Raw genomic sequence first — 20,386 nt, forward strand, 5'->3', positions numbered from 1 at the left:
CTCGCCAGCGCCCCGGCGCCGCCTTCATCGAACGCGGCGAAGGTCAGGTCGACCACCTCGCGCGGATTATGGTCGCCGTCGCGCGCGCGCAGCACCGCCTCGCGGATCGTGGTGGTGGTATAGCCGGCCATGCGCGCGATCAGCGCCTTTTGCAGCCCGGCGGCCGATCCGAAATGATGGAGCAGGTTGGCGTGGGTCCGCCCGACCCGTGCCGCCACCGCCTTCAGCGTCACCGCCTGCGGGCCGCTTTCGACCAGCAGCGCACGCGCGGCGTCGAGCGCGGCGTCGCGCGATTCTTCGGGAGACAGGCGTTTCCGGGTGGCAAGCATCGAAGGTCTGTAGAGCCAAGTCGCTGGAAAGGAAAACACCCCCTCCCGAGCGCGCGGAGAGGGGGTGGGCGAGGGGCGTGCCTCCCAGTGGAAACATCATCCCCGCGCGGGCGGGAATCCGGGGTCACATGGGGCGCCCTCGATTGCCCTGGATTCCCGCCTGCGTCGGGATGACGGCCGATTTCGCCGCCGCGAACCTCACGCGGCCATGCACATCGCCGGTCGGTCGTCGTCGGCCCCGCCGGTCAGGTCGAGCGCATAGGTCGTCGCGGGCAGCTGGCGCCGCCGCGCCCGGCATTCGCGGTGCGCGACGCGCCCGGTCGACCGGAAACCCAGCTTCCGCAGCACCCGGCCCGATGCCGGATTGTCGATCCAGTGCCAGGCGTTGACCCGTTTCAGCCCCAGCGCATAGCGGGCGATGTCGACCATCGCCTTGCCCGCCTCGCTGGCATAGCCGCGCCCCCAGGCATCCGGGGTCAGCCAATAGCCGAGTTCATGGCCGTCCTCTTCCGCGTGAAGGCCGATGCCGCCGACCAGCCGGGGCTGCGCGGCGCCCTCATGCGCCAGGATCAGACACGATACCTCGTCGGCGCGGCGCTTCAGCGACAGAAATTCTTCGGCGTGGTGCGGCTCGTACGGCCACGGCGCGCGCGCCAGCCGGGTGACGACGCTTTCATGCGCGATGGCGGCGGCCAGCGGGCGCGCATCCTCCGCCCAGCCGGGCCGCAGCGTCAATCTCGGGGTTCTCGCGAACATCATGACTCTCCTCGTCTCGCCGTGTCGGTCGGTGGAGGGAGCAAGAAAAAAGGGAGCCGGGGCGACCCGTCTCCCTTGGTTCGGTTCCGTTTCGGAACCCGGGTCGCCCTGGTGGGCAACCCGGCCGGTTGCCCGTTATTCGGCCGCGGCCGCAATCATCTCGACGGTGCAGAATTTGCGGCCAAGCTTGCCTTGCTTGAACGTGACTCGGCCGTCGACGAGCGCGAACAGGGTATGGTCCTTGCCGATACCGACGTTCGTGCCCGGATAGACCTTGGTCCCGCGCTGACGCACAATGATGTTGCCGGCGACGACAGCTTCGCCACCGAACTTCTTCACGCCAAGGCGACGGCCTGCCGAATCGCGACCGTTGCGCGAAGAGCCGCCTGCTTTCTTATGTGCCATTGCTGTCTACTCTCGCTTGATTCAGTCTTACGCCTGCGCCGCCGGCGCTTCGTCGGTGGCCGGGGCCTCCGCCTTCTTCGCCTTGGGGGCGGCCTTCGCCTTCTTCTCGGCCGCGCCGATCGCGACGATCTTCAGGATCGTGTGATTCTGGCGGTGGCCGTTCTTGCGGCGATAATTGTGGCGACGACGCTTCTTGAAGACGATGACCTTCTCGCCTTTGGCCTGCGCGACGATCTCGGCGGCAACGGTCAGGCCGTCGGTCGGCTGAAGGTCGGAACCCTCGCCCGCGAGCAGCACATCGCCGAGCGTCACCGACGCGCCGGCTTCCCCGTCGATCTTCTCGACGACGATCTTGTCTCCGGCGGCAACGCGATATTGCTTGCCGCCCGTGCGCACGACTGCGAACATGGGCTTTCGAACTCTTCTAGAATGCATGTACCCCGCGCCAGCACAGAGCCAGCCCGGGAGGAAGGGGGCAGCTAGTCGAGAGCGGCGTGGCTGTCAACCTTTTGCCGGCCACCGGCGAGGCTTTGGGCGCCCCCCGGCCAGCGTTGCCTGAAAGACACACGATAGTGTTTCTATTCCATCACAAACTATGACGCTCTTGTTACGAGCGGGCATCGACCGCAGATTCCTCGCCATCAGGGAGCTTCCAAGACTCCCGCCCATCTTCAAAAGGGAGTGATCTCGTCATGCGCAGGTCTCTAGCAACGATTCTTTCGGTCGGCGTGTCGATGGTGGCACTGAGTGCCACGCCGGCGTTCGCACAGGAGGCGCCGTCGGCCAGCAACGATCCCGGCGATACGATCATCGTCACCGGTTCGCGCATCGGCGGGCGCACCATCGCCGACAGCCCGGTGCCGATCGACGTGATCGGCGGCGATCAGATGAGCAATTCGGGCTATACCGAGACCAACAAGGTGCTCAACCAGCTCGTCCCGTCGTTCAACTTCCCGCAGCCCTCGCTCACCGACGGCACCGATTCGCTGCGCCCGGCGACGCTGCGCGGCCTCGCGCCCGACCAGACGCTGGTGCTGATCAACGGCAAGCGGCGCCACCAGTCGGCGCTGATCAACCTCAACGGGTCGGTCGGTCGCGGATCGACCGCTGTCGACCTCAACGAAATTCCCCCGATCGCGATCGACCGGATCGAGGTGCTGCGCGACGGCGCGTCCTCGCAATATGGTTCGGATGCGATCGCGGGCGTGATCAACATCCAGCTGTCGCGCAAGGAAGGCGTCAGCGGGTCGATCACCTGGGGCAAGTACGAAACCAGCGTCGACGGGATCCAGGAAGTCACCGGCGTCGCGACCAGCGGCGGGGTGCCGACGCTCAACCCCGACGGCACGTTGCAGCTGACCACCACCGGCAAGGATCGCAAGGCGCATGACGGGGCGACGCTGACGCTGGCGACCCGGCTGGGCCTGCCGATCGGCGACAGCGGCTATTTCACTTTCTCCGCCCAGTTCCGCGATCGCGATCCGACCAACCGGTCGGGTTATGATCCGCGCCAGCAATATGTCTCGCTGACCGATCCGCGCGAATTGACCGCCAACCGGCTCAACCACCGCTTCGGCGACGGCAAGGCGGTCGACTATAACCTGTTCCTCAACGCCGGCGCCGATCTGGGCGCGGGCTGGGAAGTCTATGGCTTCGGCAGCTACGGCATCCGCAACGCCGACGCCGCGGGCTTCTTCCGCCGCCCCAACGACGCGCGCAACCGCGATTTCGGCGCGTCGACCACCACGTTCGTGCCGTTCTATCCCGACGGCTTCCTGCCGTTCATCGAGAGCGAGGTCGAGGACGTGTCCGGCGCGGTCGGCGTCAAGGGCGAGTTCGCCGATGGGTGGAAGGCCGACCTGTCGGTGGTCTACGGCTCGAACGAGCTGCGCTACGGCGTCTCCAACACCTGGAACGCCTCGCTCGCCGGGGTCGACAGTCCGCGCAAGTTCAATGCCGGCGGCATCGCGTCGAGCCAGACCGTCGCCAACCTCGACATCACGCATGATCTGGGCGTCAGCTTCGTCAAGCGGATGGGCATCGCGCTGGGCGGCGAGTACCGCAAGGAGAACTTCAAGATCACCGCGGGCGAGGTCGACAGCTATATCAACGGCCCCTATTCGCTGCCGCCATACAACGCCGGCGGCGGATCGCAGGTGTTCCCCGGTTTCCGCCCGAGCAACGCGCTCGACGTGTCGCGCGACAGCTTCGCCGGCTATGCCGAGCTGGACACCGACATCAGCGACGCCTTCACGCTTCAGCTGGCCGGCCGCTACGAACATTATTCGGACTTCGGCGATACGGTGAACGGCAAGGCGGCCGCACGGTTCGAGCCGATCAAGGGCATCGCCATCCGCGGATCGGTGTCGACCGGCTTCCGCGCGCCGAGCCTGGCGCAGCAGTATTTCACCACCACCTCGACCAACAACACCGTGGTCGGCGGGGTGGCGCAGCTGATCGAGGTCGGCACCTTCCCGGCGACCAGCGCGGTCGGGCTGGCGCTGGGCGGCAAGCAGCTCAAGCCGGAAAAGGCGTTCAACTACGCCGGCGGCATCGCGCTCAACCCGGTACGCGGGCTGAGCCTGACCGCCGACTATTACAACATCAAGATCGACGACCGCGTCACCCTCACCGAAAACCTGACCGGCGCGGCGGTGGTCAGCCTGCTCACCGGGGCGGGGATCACCAACGTCACTTCGGCGCGGTTCTTCGTCAACGGCGTCGACACGCGCACCCAGGGCGTCGACATCGTCGGCACCTATCGCCTGCCGGAATTCGGCGCGGGCAAGTTCGTGCTGACCGCCGGCTACAATTACAACGAGACCAAGATCACCGACCGGGCCTCGTTGCCATCGCTGCCGGGAGTGCTGTTGTTCGGCCGGTCCGAATCCTATCGCCTGACCGACGGCCAGCCGCGCAGCAAGGTCAACGTGTCGGTCGATTGGGATGCCGGCCTGCTCGGTGCGACGGTGCGCACCAATCGCTACGGCTCGGTGTTCTCGCCCGGCACCGGCGGCGCGGTCGATGCGCCGAAGGGGACGATCGCCGGCGACTATACGCTGACGCCGAAGTGGATCACCGACGTCGAGGTGCGCGTGCACCCGATCGAGCAGGTGACGCTGGCGGTGGGCGCGGACAACGTGTTCGACGTCTATCCCGATCGGGTGCCGACGGTCGCGCCGTTCACCCCGAACAGCTACTTCCTGCCCTATTCGAGCTTCTCGCCGTTCGGGTTCAACGGCCGGTTCCTCTACGGGCGCGTGGCGTTCAACTTCTGATCGGAGCGGGGGAGGGGACGCCCTCTCCCCCGCCCATGACACGCCGATACGAAAAGGGGGCCACGCGGCCCCCTTTTTTTGCGCGGTTCGTCCGGCCTCAGTGGCGGTGTTCGGGCCGCAGCCGGTATCGGCCGTCGATCAGCTGGTCGAACAGGCCGCGAATCGCCGGGTGATCGACCGGCTCGTCGCTGTCGTCGGGCACCAGATTCTGCTGGCTGACATAGGCGATGTAGTTCGATTCGGCGTTTTCGGCGAGCAGGTGGTAGAACGGCTGGTCCTTGCGCGGGCGGATGCCCTCGGGAATCGCCTCATACCATTCGTCGCTGTTGGCGAAGACCGGGTCGACGTCGAAGATCACGCCGCGGAAATCGAACAGGCGGTGGCGAACCACCTCGCCGATGGCGAAACGCGCGGTCGCGACCGGCGGCATGGCGATGGCGGGGTCAAGGCTTTCGGTACGGGCGGGAAGATGAGTCATGCTGGTAATCTAGGGCTTCTTCGCGTCTGCACAAGCGAGCGCTTGCGGGCGACGATGTTCTTCGCTAATCGCCCCGCTCCAACGACCGGCGGCGGCCTCCTCAAGGCTGTCGTATGCGCCCGTTCTCATGCGGAGAGGTGCCAGAGTGGTCGATCGGGGCGGTCTCGAAAACCGTTGAGCGTGCAAGCGTTCCGAGGGTTCGAATCCCTCCCTCTCCGCCACTTCGCCAGATGCTGCGGCTCCTCCAGGCGGCAACGCGGGGCACCGCGCGCGTCTTTCCGATGCGTCCGCTGGCGGTCGTGCTCGGCGATGCGCTACACTGCGCGCGAGAGGAGAGGCGCAATGACCCAGCCGTACCAAAAGCAGAGGAAGCTTCATTTCGACCTGACCAACGTCGGCCTTCGCGCGCAGGCGACGGCGGTGGGCCTGGTGCAGTTGTGTATCGAACTTCAGCGCGCGAACGTGCTCGACGGGCAGGCGGTCGAGCGGATCAAGAACGCGATCGCCGACGAGGTGTCGCTGGCCGCGCCGCGCAGCATCGCGTCGACGAAATATCGGTCGGAAATCAAGACCCGGCTGGACCAGCTGTTCGCGGGCGAACATGAGGTCGGATCGGCGGAAGCCCTCGCCTTTGGCGCATCTCCCCCCGACGAGTGAGAGGCGCGGTCAGAAGCGGCGCTAGAAGCTCGGCTGCTCCGGGTCGCCGTCCTTGACCGGGGTGTGGATACCGCATTCGGTCTTGTCCCAGCCGCGCCAGCGGCCCGAGCGCGGGTCTTCGCCCGGCCGGACCTTGCTGGTGCACGGCGCGCAGCCGATCGAGGCATAGCCCTCGGCCTCCAGCGGGTGCCGGGGCAGCGCGTGGTCGGCGAAATAGGCGTCGATGTCGGCCCGGGTCCAGCTTGCCAGCGGATTGACCTTCACCTGATCCCCGTCCAGCTCGAAACGGGGCAGCGCGTTGCGCGTGCTCGCCTGGAACGCCTTGCGCCCGGTGATGCTGGCGTCGAACCCGGCCATCGCGCGCTCCAATGGCTTGACCTTGCGCAGCTCGCAGCAGCCGTCGGGATCGTAGGACCAGCGCAGCCCCGCCTCGTCGCGCGCGGCGATCTCGGTCGGGTCGGGGGTGAGAACGCGCAGGTTCAGCCCCAGCCGGTCGGCCAGCAGGTCGCGATAGGCCAGCGTTTCGGGGAAATGCTTGCCGGTGTCGAGGAACAGCACCGGCACGGACGCGTCGGCGCTGGCGACGAGGTGGAGCAGCACCGCCGATTCGGTGCCGAACGACGACACCAGCGCGACGTCGCCCAGCATGTGATCGGCGAACAGCGCGCGCAGCATCGACGGCGTATCGGTGCCGCGAAACATGTTGTTCAGCCGGATCGCGTCGCCGGCGGTCCAGCGCGGGGTCAGGTCGATCCGGTCGAGCGCGCGCGCCGCTTCAGCCATGCCGCAGCTTCCACACCGGCACCCGCGCGTCCGCGGCGGTCTGATAGACGAACTCGTAGCGGGCGAGCGTGGCATCGAGCACGGCGGGGTCGATCGGTGCCAGCGGCGCGAAGCTGTCGAAGCCGCAGCGGCGCATGAACAGGATCTGGTCGACCAGCACGTCGCCTTCGGCGCGCAATTCGCCGGTATAGCCCGCTTCGCGCAGGATCTGCGCCGCCGAATAACCGCGTCCGTCGCGAAACCGGGGGAAGGCGACCTCGATCAGCCGCAGCCGGTCGAGATAGGGGATCAGCGCGCGCGCGTCGTCGCCGGCCTCCAGCCGCACCGCGGTGGCGTTGGACTGGCCGAGGAAGGCGTCGAGCGTGACCGCCGGCTCCTCATGCGGCTCATCGTCGCGAAAACGCAGGTGGCTGTCGTCGTCAGCGGGCACCCGAACATCACCCATAGATCGCCTCCTTGAACGGTTCCATGCCCAGCCGGCGATAGGTGTCGAGGAAGCGTTCGCCGTCCGACCGCTCGCGCAGATAGACGTCGGTGACCTTCTCGACCGCGTCGACAATGCCGTTCTCGTCGAATCCGGGGCCTGTGATCTTGCCCAGGCTGGCGTCCTCCGCGCCCGATCCGCCGAGCAGGAGCTGGTAGTTCTCCGTACCCTTCCGATCGACGCCCAGGATGCCGATGTGGCCGGCGTGGTGGTGGCCGCACGCGTTGATGCAGCCGCTGATCTTGAGCTTCAGTTCGCCCAGGTCGCGCTGGCGGTCGGCGTCGGCGAAGCGGGTGGCGATCTTTTGCGCCACCGGGATCGATCGCGCGTTGGCCAGGCTGCAATAGTCGAGGCCGGGGCAGGCGATGATATCGCTGATCAGGTCGAGGTTGGCGGAGGCGAGGCCGGCGGCGGTCAGCGCCTGCCACACGGTGTAGAGATCGGCCTTGCGGACGTGCGGCAGCACCACGTTCTGGGCATGGGTCGCGCGCAGCTCGTCATAGCCGTGGCGTTCGGCCAGGTCGGCGATCAGGTCGAGCTGTTCGGCGGAGGCGTCGCCGGGAATGCCGCCTTCGGGCTTCAGGCTGATCGTGACGATGGCGTGGCCGGGCGCCTTGTGCGCGGCGACGTTCTGGTCGACCCAGCGGGCGAAGGCGGGATCGGACAGGTCGATGTCATCGCTCAGCCCGGTCTCGAACGCGGGCGGCGCGAAATAGCCGGCGATGCGGTCGAACTCGGCCTGCGGCACGTCGCTCCCGTTGGGCAGCATCGCCGCCCATTCGGCCTCGACCTGGCGGGTGAATTCCTCCCGCCCCAGATCGTGGACCAGGATCTTGATGCGCTGCTTGTGGATGTTGTCGCGGCGCGCCCAGCGGTTCCACACGCGAAGCGTCGCCTCGATGTAGCTGATCAGGTTGCCGGCGGGCAGGAATTCGCGGATCAGCGGCGCGACGAACGGGGTGCGCCCCATGCCGCCGCCGATATAGACGCGGAAACCGATCTCGCCGGCGTCGTTGCGGACCAGCTTCAGCCCGATGTCGTGCAGGCGGATCGCGGCGCGATCCTCGTCCGCGGCGGTCACCGCGATCTTGAACTTGCGCGGCAGGTAGCTGAATTCGGGGTGGAAGGTGGTCGCCTGCCGGATCAGCTCCGCCCACGGGCGCGGATCGGCGATCTCGTCGGCGGCGGCGCCGGCGAACTGGTCGGACGACAGGTTGCGGATGCTCTCGCCGCTGGTCTGGATCGCGTGCATCTCGACCGTGGCCAGCTCGGCCAGGATGTCGGGCGCGTCCTCCAGCTTGATCCAGTTGTACTGGATGTTCTGTCGGGTGGTGAAATGGCCGTAACCGCGATCATATTTGCGCGCGATGTGCGCCAGCATCCGCATCTGGCGGCTGTCGAACGTGCCATAGGGGATGGCGACGCGCAGCATATAGGCGTGGAGCTGGAGGTAGAGGCCGTTCTTGAGCCGCAGCGGCTTGAACTGGTCCTCGGTCATCGCCCCCGACAGGCGGCGGTTCACCTGATCGCGGAATTCGTCGACGCGGGCATCGACGATCGCCTGGTCGTAGTTGTCGTATTTATACATGGGCGGTGGGCCTGATTGTCGTCGCGCTTCGGCGTGTGGGTGCGGGGAAGCCGGGCGGGTTCACGCGAATCCGCGAAGCCGCGAAGAAGAAAGATGGTGTCGCGCGGAGGCGCGGAGACGCGGAGGTGTCGCGCCTGCCGCGCAGCGGCTCGATAATCCGCTGGCCGCAGAGCTGGCGTTGCCCGCTTGCGCGGGCGGGTGCCACCGGCGAACGATCTCCGCGTCTCCGCGCCTCCGCGTGAACCAGACGTCCTCGCGGCGCCGCTCGAACCCCGGTCATATTACCCAGCTCCCCGCACCCGGATCGGCGGGCTTCAGCGTCAGGTCGGGCCGCACCGTCGGGCCGAGCGCGCGGATGCGGTCCTTGATATGGGCGGGCCGCGGGCCGTTCGGGGTGGCGGTGGCGTCGATTACATAGGGGCCGTTGACCCGGCGCGCGCCTTCCTCGGCATGGGCGATCGATTCGCCGCCGTCGCCGACGTCGGCCGCGTCCTCGACATGGCGCGACCAGCCGCCGCCGGTCCACCACACGACGTCGCCGGTCGGCAGGTCGTTTCCGGTCAGCAATTTCACGCGAGCACCTCCGCAGCCTTGGCCCATGCGGCCATCTTGTCCTCGGCGTCGGCCAGCATCACCACTTCGCCCACGACGATGATCGCCGGGCTGCCAACCCGCTCGCGCTCGACCATCGGGCCAAGGTCGGCGAGCAGCGTGCGCAGCGCGCGGTGGCCGGGCAGCGTGCCCTTTTCCAGCACCGCGACCGGCATGTCCGGCGTCACGCCGTCGGCGATCAGCTTGTCGGCGATGTCGGGGCAGGTCGCGACGCCCATGTAGATGACCAGCGTGCGCCCCTTGCCCGCCAGCCCGGACCAGTCCTGGTCCTTCAGCCCCTTGCACTGGCCGGTGACGAAGCTGACCGCGCTCGACCAGTCGCGGTGGGTGAGCGGCAGCATCGCTTCCGCCGCACAGCCCAGCGCGGCCGACACGCCGGGGATCACCTCGACCGTCAGGCCGGCGGCGCGTACCGCCTCGACTTCCTCGCCGCCGCGGCCAAAGATGAAGGGGTCGCCGCCCTTCAGCCGGACGACGATCGCGCCCGCCTTCACATGCGCGACGATCAGCGCGTTGATCGATTCCTGCGGCAGCGTATGGCGCGCGCGGCGCTTGGCGACCGAGATGCGGTGCGCGGCGGGGGGGGCGAGATCGAGCACGCGTGGATCGATCAGCCCGTCGTGGACGACGACGTCGGCGATGCGCAGCGCGTCGACCGCGCGCACGGTGAGCAGGCCGGGATCGCCCGGACCGGCTCCGACAAGGATCACGCGCCCGCGCGTGGTGGGATCGAGAAGGCTCGGCATGGCGGTGCAGATGGAGCGATGCGCGGTGGCGGGCAACCTATCGATCCTTGGCCCACGCCTAGCCAATCTATCGGGACGGGTTCCAGACCGGATGGCGATCCCGGCGGCTATCCGATGGACGCGCATTCTTTCCCGGACGCGTCAGCCTTGCATCCCCCCGGCACCCCAGCCCACCGGCACAAGGCCGAGGTGGCGAAAAACACAGGGCAAACACCATGCGCGGGCGCGGTCGATCCGATGCCCGCCGGCCTATCCGTCGCGCAAACCGATGCCGATCGTCGCCCGCGCCTGATCGGCTTCGCTGGAGACGACCGGATAGGCGCAGTAATCGGCGGCGTAATAGGCGCTGGGCCGGTGGTTGCCCGACCAGCCGATCCCGCCGAACGGCACCGACGACGCGGCGCCGTTGGTCGGCTTGTTCCAGTTGACGATGCCGGCGCGGATATTGGCCCAGAACCGGTCGTACAGCGTCGGATTCTGGCTGATCAGCGATGCCGACAGGCCGTAGCGGGTGGCGTTCCCCTCCGCGATCGCCTCATCGAAATCGGTCGCGCGGATCACCTGGAGGATCGGGCCGAACAGTTCGACGTCGGGCCGCTCCTTCGCGTCGGTCATGTCGATCAGCGCGGGGGTGAGGAACGGCCGGCCCTCGACCGGCCGCTGGAGGTGGCGCAGCGGCCGTCCGTCCATCGCCGAGAGCGCGAGGAAGCTTTCGGTCAGCATGTCGGCGGTGTCGTTGTCGATCACCGGCCCCATGAACGGCTGCGGATCGGCATGGGGCTCGCCGACGATCAGGCGGTCGACGATCTTGTTGATCTCCACCAGCAGCGGTTCCGCCAGCTTCTGGTCGACGATCAGCCGGCGGCCGGCGGTGCATCGCTGCCCGGCGGAGGTGAAGGCGGATTGTACCACCAGCACCGCCGCCGAGTGGAGATCGGGGGTGTCCCACACCAGAATCGGGTTGTTGCCGCCCATCTCCAGCGCCAGGATCTTTTCCGGCTTGTCGGCGAAGGTGCGGTTGAGGGCGATGCCGGTGCGCGCCGATCCGGTGAACAGCAACCCGTCGATGCCGTCATGCCCGGCTAGCGCCCGTCCTTCGTCCGCGCCGCCGATCAGCAGCCGCACGCACCCTTCCGGCACGCCGGCGGCGTGATAGCATTCGACCAGGAATTCGGCGGAGGCCGGGGTCTTTTCGGACGGCTTGAACACCACCGCGTTGCCCGCCAGCAGCGCCGGGACGATGTGGCCGTTGGGCAGGTGGACCGGGAAATTATACGGCCCCAGCACCGCCAGCACGCCGTGCGGCTTGTGCCGCAGCGCCATGCGCGCGCCCATCGCCCCTTCGCTGCGGCGCTGGCCGGTGCGTTCGGAATAGGCGCTGATCGAGATGTCGACCTTGTTGATGACGGTGTCGACTTCGGTCCGGGCTTCCCACAGCGGCTTGCCGGTTTCCCGTGCGATCAGGTCGGCAAAGGCGTCGATCCGCGCGCGGACCACGTTGGCGAAGCGGCGCATCGTCTCGATGCGATAGGCGTGCGGGCGCGCCGCCCATTCCGCCCAGCTGGCGCGGGCGCGTGTCACCTCCGCGTCGACGTCGCCTGCCATGCGCCGCCACAGCACCGCGCCGGTGGCGGGTTCGGTGGATACGATCTCTGTGCCGCTCATCGCCCCGTCCTGCCGCGAATCGGGGGGATTGCCAAGGGTCAGGCCAGCGCCTCGCCCAGCGTGCGAACCTGCGCGACCTTGGCATGGAGCGGCGCCCAGTCGTCGCGCTCGTCGATCGCCGACCAGATCGATTCGACCTCATCGATCAGCATCGAACAGGGGGCGCCATCCCACCACGCCGCACGCGCTTTGCGTGGCCGGTAACCGGTGATGGCGGCGCGCGCCTCGTCAAAGCCGTCGTCGGGCGGGAGGATGCCGCCGAAGCCGGCGTGGAAAAAATCGTCGATCCCCACCTGCGACGCGCGCAGGCCGCGCTCGATCGCCTGCACCAGCGCGCGGTCGTCGCCGGTGCCGCGCGGGACCACGCCCAGCCGCCACAGGATCGCGTCGGTCACTTCGGCCTGATAGCGTTCGGGGAAGCGATCCAGCGCTGCGATCAGCGGCTCGGCCGCGGCGATGGTACGCAGCGACACCGCCAGCTGCATCACGTCCCAATGGATCGCCTCGGGCTGGCGGCCAAAGGCATAGAGCCCGGCGTGATCGAAATAGGCGGCGACGAAATCGGCGTCCCAGTGCGGGGCGAATCGCCACGGGCCATAGTCGAAGCTTTCCCCGGTGACGTTGATGTTGTCCGAATTGAGCACGCCGTGGACGAATCCGGCGGCCATGTAGCGCGCCGCCAGCCGCGCGGCGCGGGCGACGACGTTGTCGAGCAGGCGGACGGGGGCATCGTCGCCCGGTTGCTCGCCGTGCAGGTGGCGCAGGACATAGTCGACCAGCCGCCGCATCGCCTCCTCGTCGCGGTGATAGGCGAGCCGCTGGAAGGTACCGATGCGGATGTGGCCGTGGCTGAGCCGCACCAGCACCGCGCCGCGCGTCGGCGACGGCTCGTCGTTGCGGGTCAGCGCCTCCCCGGTCTCGATCAGGGAAAAGCTGCGCGAGGTCTCGACGCCCAGCGCCTCGAGCATCTCGGTCGCCAGGATCTCGCGCACGCCGCCCTTCAGCGTCAGCCGGCCGTCGCCGAACCGGCTCCACGGCGTCGTGCCCGATCCCTTGGTGCCCAGGTCCATCAGCCGGCCACGATCGTCGCGCAACTGCGCATAGAGGAACCCGCGCCCGTCGCCGATATCGGGATTGTACACACGAAACTGATGCCCGTGGTAGCGCAGCGCCAGCGGTGCGGGCAGGCTGCCGGGCAGGGGGGCGAAGCGGCCGCAATGCGCGATCCATTCGGCATCGTCCCAGCCGTCCAGCCCGACCTGCGCCGCCGCGCGATCGTTGCGGAAACGCAGGATCGTCTGCGGGAACGTCGCCGGCGCGACCGGATCGTAGAAGGCGTCGCCGAGTTCGAGGATCGTCGCTTGTGGTTGCAGGGGCGCAGTCATACGGCGATATGGGTGGCTATGGCCGATCGACGCAACCTTTCAGGATATCAGGACGGCTATTGGTGGTCGAACGACGGCCTGCGGCTGCACTATCGCGAATATGGCGCGGCGCACGCCGGCAACGGCCGCCCGCCGATCCTGTGCTTCGCCGGGCTGACCCGCAACGCGCGCGACTATGCCGCGGTCGCCGAACGGCTGAGCGCTGACTGGCGGGTGATCGCGGTCGATTTCCGCGGGCGCGGCGAAAGCGCCTATGCCGCCGATCCGATGAGCTATGTACCGCTCACCTATCTCCAGGATGTCGAGGCGCTGTTCGAGCATCTGGGGATCGGGCGGTTCGTCGCGTTCGGCACCTCGCTGGGCGGCATCGTCACGATGCTGCTCGCGTCGGCGGAGCGGCACCGGATCGCCGGGGCGCTGCTCAACGATGTCGGGCCGGAGCTGGACCCGGCCGGGCTGGCGCGCATCCGCAGCTATGTGGGGAAGGCGACGTGGTATCCGACGTGGATGCACGCGGCGCGCGCGCTCGCCGAATCGAATGCGGAGGTCTATCCGCGCTTTTCCGTCGAGGACTGGCTGGCGATGGCCAAGCGGCTGTACCGGCTCAACACCGCCGGGCGGATCGTGCTCGACTATGACATGAAGATCGCCGAGCCGTTCCGCGTGCCGGGGAATGAGGCCGGGCCGGACATGTGGCGCACGCTGGACGCGCTGGCGGGCAAGCCGGTGCTGGTGGTGCGCGGCGGCACTTCCGATATCCTGAGCGCGAAGAGCGCGGACGCGATGCTGTTGCGGTTGGGCCAGCGCGCCGAACTGGTGACGGTGCCCGACCGTGGCCACGCGCCGACGCTGGAGGAGCCGGCGGCGGCGGCGGCGATCGACCGGCTGCTCGAAAAGGTCGCGGCGGAACCGACACCGGCCTGAACCGTCTGACCCGTGGGGGGGCAGGAGGAACCGCACATGACAGACGCGACCGATGCCCATACCCGCGTGACCGGCCTGAGCGGCAAGCGCGTGATCGTCACCGGCGGTACGACCGGCATCGGCCGGGCGATCGCGGTGCTGCTCGCGTCGGAGGGGGCCGCCGTCCATATCTGCGGGCGTGATCCTACCCATCTCGACGACGCCCTGGCGCGAATCGGCGAGGTCGGCAGTGGGCAGGGCATGGCGATCGATCTGGCCGAACCGGACAATGTGGCGCGCTATTTCGCGGAGGCCGGCCGCGCGCTCGGCGGGCTCGACGTCGCGGTGATCAACGCCGCGATCCCCGCCGAAGGGCTGAGCACGATGAGCGAGGCGGAAGTGCGCTACGCCATCGCCACCGATTTCACCGCCTATCTGCTGAGCGCCCATGCCGCGATCGACGCGCTCGGCGATCGCGGGGATATCGTGCTGATCGGATCGATGAGCGCCCATGTCCTCGGCCCCCATTCCACCGTCTATGCCGGGATCAAGGCGGGCATCGCCGGGTTCGCCGAGGCGTTGCGCAAGGAACTCGGGCCAAAGGGGATCAAGGTGGCGCTGGTGGAACCGGGCAAGACCGGGGCCGACTTCCACTATCCCGACATTCCCGCCGAAGAGCAGCGCAGGATGATCCGCGAGGAGACGATGCTGCGCGCGGAGGATATCGCGGTCGGCGTGCATTATCTGCTGACCCAGCCGCGCCGCGCCGTCGTCCAGCAACTGACGATCGCCCCGCGCGAGCAGGACAAGGAATGACCTTTGCCGTCGATCGCCTGGTGTTCACCCCGCCGGACGTCGATCTGGCGCGGTCGCCGTTGCGCGGGCACATCGATGCCGAAACCTATGTGCTGGGCGCGTTCAACCCTGGCCTCACCCGGCTGCCCGGCGGCAATCTGCTGATGATGGTCCGCGTGGCGGAGGCGCTGCGCGATCCGATCCGCGATGGCCATATCCATGCGATCCGCTGGGCGGACGGGCGCTATCTGCTCGATGCCTGGCCGCTCGACCTGGTCGACACCAGCGACCCGCGCAAGTTCATGATGCGCGGCGGCGGGTGGCGGGTGATGGCGCTGACCTCGCTGTCGTGGCTGCTCCCGGTCGAACTGTCGCCCGATGGCCTGCGGGTCGAGGCGGTCCATTACGACCGCGCGATCGAACCGCGCCGATCGTACCAATGCTATGGCGTCGAGGATGCGCGGATCAGTCGGGTCGGCGATCGCTGGCTGATGACGACCTGTTCGGTCAGTCCCGAACGCCATGCCACCACGCTCTACACCTCCACCGACGCGCTCGACTGGACGCTGGAGGGGATCGTGCTCGATCACCAGAACAAGGACATGCTGGTCTTCGAGGGGCTGGTCGACGGCCGCTACTGGGCGCAGACCCGGCCGCTGGGCGACCTCTATTTCGCCTATCCGCCCGATAGCGAATGGCGCGCGGGTCCGTCGATCAACCTGGCGACCTCACCGGATGCGCTCCACTGGAAGCCGTGCGACCAGCCCGGCATCCGTCCCTGTTCGGGCACGGTGACCAGCGCGCGAATGGGCGGAGGCACGCCGCCGGTGCGCACCGAACGCGGCTGGCTCAGCCTGTGGCACGGCGTCGAGCCGTCGGGCGTCGTCGGCATCTACCGCACCTATTGGACGATCCTCGACCATGACGACCCCAGCGTGATCGTCGCCAGCGGAGCGGCGCCGCTGATCGAGCCGGCACCGGCGTTGACCGATCCGATTCGCGATCTGCTCTATCTCGACAATGTCGTGTTCACGACCGGCATCGCCGACGCGGGCGATCACTATGTGGTGGCCAGCGGCGAGGCCGACCTCGCCTGCCGCATCACCCACGTCCCCAAATCCGCTTTCGCGGGGGTAGGGCGGGTGTCATCACCGGGGCTGTGATGTTGGTAGCGGAGGACCGATTCAGCCTTGGCAGCCTCCCCTCCGAAATGCCGACCCTCTGAACCGCCCAACCTACACGTTCCGCGCCAGCGGCCCGCCCAGGCGGCGAACACGCGCCAGTGCCCCAGCCTGCTAGGAGTCGTTACCGTGACCATCAAATTGAAGTCCGCGCAGGCCACCGCCGCGATTAAGGCCGCTGTGACCGCCGACGTGGCAAAGGCTAAGCTGCAAGCGGAATCGCCGATCCGGGAGACCAGCGACATCCGGGCGCTGTGGAGACGCTATCCCAAGGCCAAGGCGCTGTTCGGGGAGATTATGAAGGTCTGGCGGCAATCGTGCGCGACCCGACCCGGCAAGGGCGGGAAATGGGCCGCCTATACCTATCGGGATTGGTGCAGACGCACCGGCCAGTCATTGGCCACCCTCAAACGCCAACTCGACGTTCTGGAGCAGCACGGGCTTATCGAGCGCGAAAACGGAGCGTTCGACGGCAAGCCTTCCGTGTCGCATATCCGCCCGACCGCGCACGCCATTCACTTGTCGCCCGAGGCGATCCGACCGACAGATTGGGAGCGGCTGGGGTATGCGAACGAGCACGCGGCACTGGCGGCTGTGAAGCAGGAAGCGAAGGGACCACCGCCCGCTCATCCGAAACCAAAACCGAAGCCCGCAAAGCCGGTGGAATCCTATCCCCAGAGCCTCCAAGAGTTGACCGCACTTGCCTACGGACCGAGCAAAATCGGGGCGGCAATCGGCTCACCTAATGGCTCAAAAACGGGGGCAGTTTGAGCCGATAGTTGAGCCATTAGTTGAGCCATTACATGAGCCGATTCATACACAGAAGGATAGAATATTCACTACGTTCATATTCTCCCCTTCCATCCGTCTTTTCCAACTACGTAGAAAAAGACATCCCCGCAGGCGCGCTCACGCACGCCTGAATTTCCATTTGTTTTCGGGGGAAGGTTACGGAGGGAGTTGCCCGAATAGAGAGAAGGCGCCGCGCGCCAGAGCCCCGCATTCGATGACGTGGCACAAGATCAGCGCCAGCCGGATTGCGTTTCCGATTTTGTTTAGTTAATCATCGTTCGCTTGGTTGTCCCCCGAAGGGCGAGTGTGACAACAGAGCGGGAGGCCCCCGCAAGCAGCTAACTTGCTTGTCTAGGGTGCCACCTTGTCGATTATCTCCCGTCTATTTGGGTTTGAAGCCCGCCAACAGAGCGAGACGCGCTCGCTTGCCAGCTCAGACGACGCGCTGCTGGACCTGTTCGGCGCGACCCCGGCCGCTTCCGGCATTTCCGTCACCCCAGCCAACGCCATGCGCTCGCCCGCTGTCCGTGCCGCCGTGGAAGCGATCAGCGAGGCCGTGGGCGGACTCCCGCTCCACGTTTATGAGCGGGGCACGGATAACGATCGCAGCCGGGCCACGGACCATCCGGCCTATGCCATCCTGCACGATCAGGCGAACGACTGGACCGACGCCCATAGCTTCCGCGAGCAACTGACCCGCGACGCACTGCTGCACGGAAACGGCTTCGCGTTCATCAACCGCGTCGGAGGCGAGCCGCGCGAGTTGATCCGGTTCAGCCCCCCGGCCGTGTCGGTCGAGTTGGACCGGACCACCTGCGAACCGCTCTACCGCGTGACGGGTGACAAGGGGCAGCGGGTCTATGATCGCCGCGACATCCTGCACATCGCCGCCCCCATCCTTGGCGACTTCGCGCAGGGCTATCGCATCGTTGATCGCATCGCGCTCACGATGCTTCGCGATCCTTATAGCGCGGCGGTTTCCAGTCAGACCCGTTTCCATTGGCGTCGTCGCGTCGGCGGGGCCGTGGTGAAGGCCGAAGCCTTCAAGGCTCTCAAGATCGCCGCTTCCTGATCCAGCGGGGGGTGACAGCTTTTGTCATCCCCAGCCCCTCCCATAAATTGAAAGGATATCGCCGTGTCCGATTCTGCAATTGCCGCAACGACCAACACCAAGGTTAGTATCGGCACGACCCTTGCCGCATCCGACGCCGCCAGCTTCGCCCTCGATACCTATAAGGCCATTGGCGGTATTCAGGACATCGGCGACTTTGGCGGCGAGTCTGAAATCCTGTCCGCTAAGCTGATCGATCGTTCGGCGGTCATCAAGCGCAAGGGTATTCGCGACAACGGGGATTGTCCGCTTGTCGTCGCCCGCGACCCGCTTGACCTTGGTCAACAGGCGCTTCGCGCGGCCGAGGCAACGCCGTTCGAATATAATATCAAGGTCGAGTTCATGGACAAGCCCGGCCCGACCGGGACCAATTCGATCGTCTATTTCCGAGCCGTGGTGGTATCGGCGCGAAACAATGTTGGCGGTGCTTCCGACTTCCTGCGAACGACTTTCAATCTGGCGATCAGCGGTGAAATTGTTCCCGTTAACGCCACGGTCGGCGAGGACGATTGATCGTGCACCCCGCCAGCGTCATCACCGTGAACCTCGGGGGCGGGGCCGTCGCGCTCCGCCCGACGCTGGCGTGCGCCATGCGGCTGGAGGCGCGGCCGGGCGGGGTCTCGGGGCTGCTGGACGAATTGAAGGACGGCAGCGTCTCGGCTGTCTGTGAGATCGTCTCGCCGCACCACAATCCCCCGCATCTGGCCAAGCAGGTGCTGCGCGCCGGGCCGGATCGGTTGCTTGCGCCGTTGCTCGAATATCTGCTGGGCTGCGTCGGCGCTGACGCCCTCATCATTGAGCGCGCGGCATATCGCCTTGGGCGACGTACCGGCATGGTATTCCTGAAAGATGCGCAGGACGGTTTCGGCTTCCTCGCGCACGATCATGGGCGCGCCACGATTCGCCGGATCGTGGGCATACCCGTAAGCACGCCCCCCAGCCGTCTTGCCCGCCGCTAACAGCCCCTCCATGCCACGCCGGACCTTCTTCGCGCCGTCCTCGCGGAACATCTGCGCAAACACGGCCTTCATGCCGACCATGGCGGTGTTGGCCTCTCCGCCGTCGTGAACGGCGAGGATTTTGATGCCGCCGAACGTCAGGCGCTTATGGATGCCCGCTAAGTCCTCCATGTCACGCGACAGCCTGTCCAACGCCTCGACAATGACGGCATCGCACTTCCCTGCGTAGGCGGCGGCGAGCATGTCTTGCAGCCCGTCGCGTCCGAACATGGATGCGCCGGACTTCGCCGCGTCGTGGCATTCGGCCGCGATCTGATATCCCTCCCGCTTCGCATAAGCGCGACATAGGGCGAATTGATCATCAACGGATTTCTCGTTTTGCAGGTCCGTCGAATAACGCGCGTAGAGGATGGCGCGGAGGGGTCACCCCGCCACGCGGCAAGCTGTGGGCGCCGTCCGCGCTCTATGGCTTCGCCAGCCGGGGCACGGGGATGTTGCGGAACCCGATCTACAAGGGGCTGATCGTCTGGAACAAGGTCCGCATGGTCAAAGACCCCGACACGGGCAAGCGCTTGTCGCGGCCCAACCCCAAGAGCGAATGGCTTCACGCCGAGGCGCCGGAATTGGAGATTGTGCCCGTTGACCTGTTCGACGCCGTTCAAAACCAGCTAGAGGCCAGATCGAAGCCGGACGCACCTGTCACGCAGCGCCGCCCCCAGCGGCTGCTATCGGGCCTTATCAAGTGCGGCGCGTGCGGCAGCGGCATGGCAGTTGCAGGCGTGGACAAGAGTGGCCGAACCCGCCTCCGTTGTTCGGCACATACCAATTCGGGGGCCTGCCCGAAGCCCCAAACATTCTATCTGGACGATGTTGAGACGTTGGTTATCGACACGCTCACGCATGAGTTGGCGACCCCGGAACAGGTTAGCCGCTACGCCCACGTATGGTTGGAAGGGCGCCACAAGGAAGCCGCGCAATTAATTGCACGGCGCGCCAAGATTGAAACGCGACTCAAGGCGATCGGCAAGGAGTTGGCGAGCATCACGGCATTGCTGATTAAGGGCCTAGGCGACCCCGAGGCGATGAACGACGCCGCCAGGGCATTAGGCGCCGAACGTGATCGGCTACGCGCGGAATTGGAGCGGGAACCGCCCGCGTCAAACGTCATAGTGCACCCGACCGCCGTCACCGCATTCGCCGAACGCCTCAAGGCGAATCGGGCGAAGCTGGCCATGGCGCTGCATCTGCTGGACGATCGCGGCGACCTGCACCGACTCGTTCGCGAAGTGGTCGCGTCCGTCACATTGTCCCGCGACGGGGAAGGGCGCTTGTGCGCCAACGTCGCCACGTGGCTTGACCAATTCACCGTGGAGGGGGGCAACCCCCTGGGGGGCTGCCAAAGTGGTAGCGGAGGAGGGACTTGAACCCCCGACACGCGGATTATGATTCCGCTGCTCTAACCAGCTGAGCTACTCCGCC

21 protein-coding genes, 2 tRNA genes and 1 pseudogene are annotated in these 20,386 nt (G+C 67.0%); 10 read left to right on the forward strand and 14 right to left on the reverse strand.

The window, feature by feature from the left end:
* From VNR91_RS02440 to rplU, 4 genes are all read right to left on the reverse strand, one after another.
* On the reverse strand, nucleotides 1-329 hold a 329-nt coding region (locus tag VNR91_RS02440), incomplete at its 3' end, for a TetR family transcriptional regulator (protein ID WP_325489203.1).
* 198 nt (nucleotides 330-527) lie between these two features.
* Nucleotides 528-1,085, reverse strand: a complete 558-nt coding sequence (locus tag VNR91_RS02445; protein WP_325489204.1) for a GNAT family N-acetyltransferase — start codon at nucleotides 1,083-1,085, stop codon at nucleotides 528-530.
* Between the two features lie 135 nt (nucleotides 1,086-1,220).
* Nucleotides 1,221-1,490: a 50S ribosomal protein L27 gene (gene rpmA / locus VNR91_RS02450; protein ID WP_325489205.1), complete on the reverse strand. Its 270-nt coding sequence runs from the start codon at nucleotides 1,488-1,490 to the stop codon at nucleotides 1,221-1,223.
* Nucleotides 1,491-1,517: 27 nt separating this feature from the next.
* Entirely contained in the window at nucleotides 1,518-1,898 is a 381-nt protein-coding gene (gene rplU, locus VNR91_RS02455; RefSeq protein WP_325489206.1) for a 50S ribosomal protein L21, read from the reverse strand.
* A gap of 326 nt (nucleotides 1,899-2,224) precedes the next feature.
* Between rplU and VNR91_RS02460 the strand changes: the two genes are divergently transcribed.
* The gene (locus VNR91_RS02460) at nucleotides 2,225-4,768 is read left to right on the forward strand and encodes a TonB-dependent receptor (RefSeq protein ID WP_325489207.1); all 2,544 of its coding nucleotides are present in this window, start codon (nucleotides 2,225-2,227) and stop codon (nucleotides 4,766-4,768) included.
* A 97-nt stretch (nucleotides 4,769-4,865) separates the two neighbouring features.
* Here the strand turns inward: VNR91_RS02460 and hspQ are convergent, their stop codons facing one another.
* Nucleotides 4,866-5,246 (reverse strand): heat shock protein HspQ, encoded by a 381-nt coding sequence (hspQ, locus tag VNR91_RS02465; RefSeq protein WP_325489208.1) that lies wholly within the window; start codon nucleotides 5,244-5,246, stop codon nucleotides 4,866-4,868.
* A gap of 131 nt (nucleotides 5,247-5,377) precedes the next feature.
* Between hspQ and VNR91_RS02470 the strand changes: the two genes are divergently transcribed.
* Both VNR91_RS02470 and VNR91_RS02475 read left to right on the forward strand, forming a co-directional pair.
* Nucleotides 5,378-5,467, forward strand: a tRNA-Ser gene (locus VNR91_RS02470).
* A gap of 121 nt (nucleotides 5,468-5,588) precedes the next feature.
* Nucleotides 5,589-5,903, forward strand: a complete 315-nt coding sequence (locus tag VNR91_RS02475) for a hypothetical protein (RefSeq protein ID WP_325489209.1) — start codon at nucleotides 5,589-5,591, stop codon at nucleotides 5,901-5,903.
* Nucleotides 5,904-5,924: 21 nt separating this feature from the next.
* Here the strand turns inward: VNR91_RS02475 and VNR91_RS02480 are convergent, their stop codons facing one another.
* The 7 genes from VNR91_RS02480 to VNR91_RS02510 all read right to left on the reverse strand — a co-directional run bounded on the left by VNR91_RS02480 (nucleotide 5,925) and on the right by VNR91_RS02510 (nucleotide 13,166).
* Complete coding sequence (locus tag VNR91_RS02480) at nucleotides 5,925-6,686, reverse strand: phosphoadenylyl-sulfate reductase (protein WP_325489210.1); 762 nt, start codon at nucleotides 6,684-6,686, stop codon at nucleotides 5,925-5,927.
* Nucleotides 6,679-7,131, reverse strand: a complete 453-nt coding sequence (locus VNR91_RS02485; RefSeq protein WP_325489211.1) for a DUF934 domain-containing protein — start codon at nucleotides 7,129-7,131, stop codon at nucleotides 6,679-6,681. The genes VNR91_RS02480 and VNR91_RS02485 overlap by 8 nt, the downstream gene beginning before the upstream one ends.
* Complete coding sequence (locus VNR91_RS02490) at nucleotides 7,124-8,758, reverse strand: nitrite/sulfite reductase (protein WP_325489212.1); 1,635 nt, start codon at nucleotides 8,756-8,758, stop codon at nucleotides 7,124-7,126. The genes VNR91_RS02485 and VNR91_RS02490 overlap by 8 nt, the downstream gene beginning before the upstream one ends.
* 276 nt (nucleotides 8,759-9,034) lie before the next feature.
* Nucleotides 9,035-9,331: a DUF2849 domain-containing protein gene (locus tag VNR91_RS02495; protein WP_325489213.1), complete on the reverse strand. Its 297-nt coding sequence runs from the start codon at nucleotides 9,329-9,331 to the stop codon at nucleotides 9,035-9,037.
* Nucleotides 9,328-10,116: a uroporphyrinogen-III C-methyltransferase gene (gene cobA, locus VNR91_RS02500; protein WP_325489214.1), complete on the reverse strand. Its 789-nt coding sequence runs from the start codon at nucleotides 10,114-10,116 to the stop codon at nucleotides 9,328-9,330. Before cobA ends, VNR91_RS02495 begins: the two co-directional genes overlap by 4 nt.
* 249 nt (nucleotides 10,117-10,365) lie before the next feature.
* Nucleotides 10,366-11,781: a succinylglutamate-semialdehyde dehydrogenase gene (astD, locus tag VNR91_RS02505; protein ID WP_325489215.1), complete on the reverse strand. Its 1,416-nt coding sequence runs from the start codon at nucleotides 11,779-11,781 to the stop codon at nucleotides 10,366-10,368.
* Between the two features lie 38 nt (nucleotides 11,782-11,819).
* A complete protein-coding gene (locus VNR91_RS02510) occupies nucleotides 11,820-13,166 on the reverse strand; it encodes a protein adenylyltransferase SelO family protein (RefSeq protein WP_325489216.1) in 1,347 nt (448 codons plus the stop codon).
* Nucleotides 13,167-13,184: 18 nt separating this feature from the next.
* Here VNR91_RS02510 and VNR91_RS02515 point away from each other — a divergent pair, with 18 nt between their 5' ends.
* The 6 genes from VNR91_RS02515 (at nucleotide 13,185) to VNR91_RS02540 (ending at nucleotide 18,461) form a co-directional block, all read left to right on the forward strand.
* Nucleotides 13,185-14,090: an alpha/beta hydrolase gene (locus VNR91_RS02515; RefSeq protein ID WP_325489217.1), complete on the forward strand. Its 906-nt coding sequence runs from the start codon at nucleotides 13,185-13,187 to the stop codon at nucleotides 14,088-14,090.
* A 36-nt stretch (nucleotides 14,091-14,126) separates the two neighbouring features.
* Nucleotides 14,127-14,885: an SDR family oxidoreductase gene (locus VNR91_RS02520; RefSeq protein WP_325489218.1), complete on the forward strand. Its 759-nt coding sequence runs from the start codon at nucleotides 14,127-14,129 to the stop codon at nucleotides 14,883-14,885.
* On the forward strand, nucleotides 14,882-16,027 hold the full coding sequence (locus VNR91_RS02525) for a glycosidase (RefSeq protein ID WP_325489219.1): 1,146 nt from the start codon (nucleotides 14,882-14,884) through the stop codon (nucleotides 16,025-16,027). The genes VNR91_RS02520 and VNR91_RS02525 overlap by 4 nt, the downstream gene beginning before the upstream one ends.
* A 147-nt stretch (nucleotides 16,028-16,174) precedes the next feature.
* On the forward strand, nucleotides 16,175-16,816 hold the full coding sequence (locus tag VNR91_RS02530) for a helix-turn-helix domain-containing protein (protein WP_325489220.1): 642 nt from the start codon (nucleotides 16,175-16,177) through the stop codon (nucleotides 16,814-16,816).
* A gap of 385 nt (nucleotides 16,817-17,201) precedes the next feature.
* Nucleotides 17,202-17,909 (forward strand): phage major capsid protein, encoded by a 708-nt coding sequence (locus tag VNR91_RS02535; RefSeq protein ID WP_325489221.1) that lies wholly within the window; start codon nucleotides 17,202-17,204, stop codon nucleotides 17,907-17,909.
* Nucleotides 17,910-17,972: 63 nt separating this feature from the next.
* On the forward strand, nucleotides 17,973-18,461 hold the full coding sequence (locus tag VNR91_RS02540) for a hypothetical protein (RefSeq protein WP_325489222.1): 489 nt from the start codon (nucleotides 17,973-17,975) through the stop codon (nucleotides 18,459-18,461).
* Nucleotides 18,462-18,769: 308 nt separating this feature from the next.
* On the opposite strand, the pseudogene VNR91_RS13530 reads toward VNR91_RS02540, so the two are convergent.
* A pseudogene (locus tag VNR91_RS13530) lies at nucleotides 18,770-19,291 on the reverse strand (recombinase family protein); the annotation flags it as partial.
* Here VNR91_RS13530 and VNR91_RS02550 point away from each other — a divergent pair.
* A complete protein-coding gene (locus VNR91_RS02550) occupies nucleotides 19,180-20,331 on the forward strand; it encodes a recombinase family protein (protein WP_325489224.1) in 1,152 nt (383 codons plus the stop codon). The pseudogene VNR91_RS13530 and the gene VNR91_RS02550 sit on opposite strands and share 112 nt — an antisense overlap.
* On the opposite strand, the gene VNR91_RS02555 is transcribed toward VNR91_RS02550, so the two are convergent.
* Nucleotides 20,310-20,386 (reverse strand) — tRNA-Met (locus VNR91_RS02555). The genes VNR91_RS02550 and VNR91_RS02555 overlap by 22 nt on opposite strands.

Origin of the sequence: Sphingomonas sp., assembly GCF_035555815.1 — a bacterium.
In the GTDB taxonomy this organism is placed as follows: Bacteria; Pseudomonadota; Alphaproteobacteria; order Sphingomonadales; family Sphingomonadaceae; genus Sphingomonas.

Coding starts and splice junctions, on each gene's coding strand:
- cobA (WP_325489214.1), bottom strand. CDS start 10,116: ATGCCGAGCCTTCTCGATCCCACCACGCGCGGGCGCGTGATCCTTGTC.
- rplU (WP_325489206.1), bottom strand. CDS start 1,898: ATGTTCGCAGTCGTGCGCACGGGCGGCAAGCAATATCGCGTTGCCGCC.
- VNR91_RS02475 (WP_325489209.1), top strand. CDS start 5,589: ATGACCCAGCCGTACCAAAAGCAGAGGAAGCTTCATTTCGACCTGACC.
- VNR91_RS02510 (WP_325489216.1), bottom strand. CDS start 13,166: ATGACTGCGCCCCTGCAACCACAAGCGACGATCCTCGAACTCGGCGAC.
- hspQ (WP_325489208.1), bottom strand. CDS start 5,246: ATGACTCATCTTCCCGCCCGTACCGAAAGCCTTGACCCCGCCATCGCC.
- rpmA (WP_325489205.1), bottom strand. CDS start 1,490: ATGGCACATAAGAAAGCAGGCGGCTCTTCGCGCAACGGTCGCGATTCG.
- VNR91_RS02525 (WP_325489219.1), top strand. CDS start 14,882: ATGACCTTTGCCGTCGATCGCCTGGTGTTCACCCCGCCGGACGTCGAT.
- VNR91_RS02520 (WP_325489218.1), top strand. CDS start 14,127: ATGACAGACGCGACCGATGCCCATACCCGCGTGACCGGCCTGAGCGGC.
- VNR91_RS02515 (WP_325489217.1), top strand. CDS start 13,185: ATGGCCGATCGACGCAACCTTTCAGGATATCAGGACGGCTATTGGTGG.
- VNR91_RS02490 (WP_325489212.1), bottom strand. CDS start 8,758: ATGTATAAATACGACAACTACGACCAGGCGATCGTCGATGCCCGCGTC.
- VNR91_RS02485 (WP_325489211.1), bottom strand. CDS start 7,131: ATGGGTGATGTTCGGGTGCCCGCTGACGACGACAGCCACCTGCGTTTT.
- VNR91_RS02550 (WP_325489224.1), top strand. CDS start 19,180: ATGCGCCGGACTTCGCCGCGTCGTGGCATTCGGCCGCGATCTGATATC.
- VNR91_RS02460 (WP_325489207.1), top strand. CDS start 2,225: ATGGTGGCACTGAGTGCCACGCCGGCGTTCGCACAGGAGGCGCCGTCG.
- VNR91_RS02480 (WP_325489210.1), bottom strand. CDS start 6,686: ATGGCTGAAGCGGCGCGCGCGCTCGACCGGATCGACCTGACCCCGCGC.
- astD (WP_325489215.1), bottom strand. CDS start 11,781: ATGAGCGGCACAGAGATCGTATCCACCGAACCCGCCACCGGCGCGGTG.
- VNR91_RS02445 (WP_325489204.1), bottom strand. CDS start 1,085: ATGTTCGCGAGAACCCCGAGATTGACGCTGCGGCCCGGCTGGGCGGAG.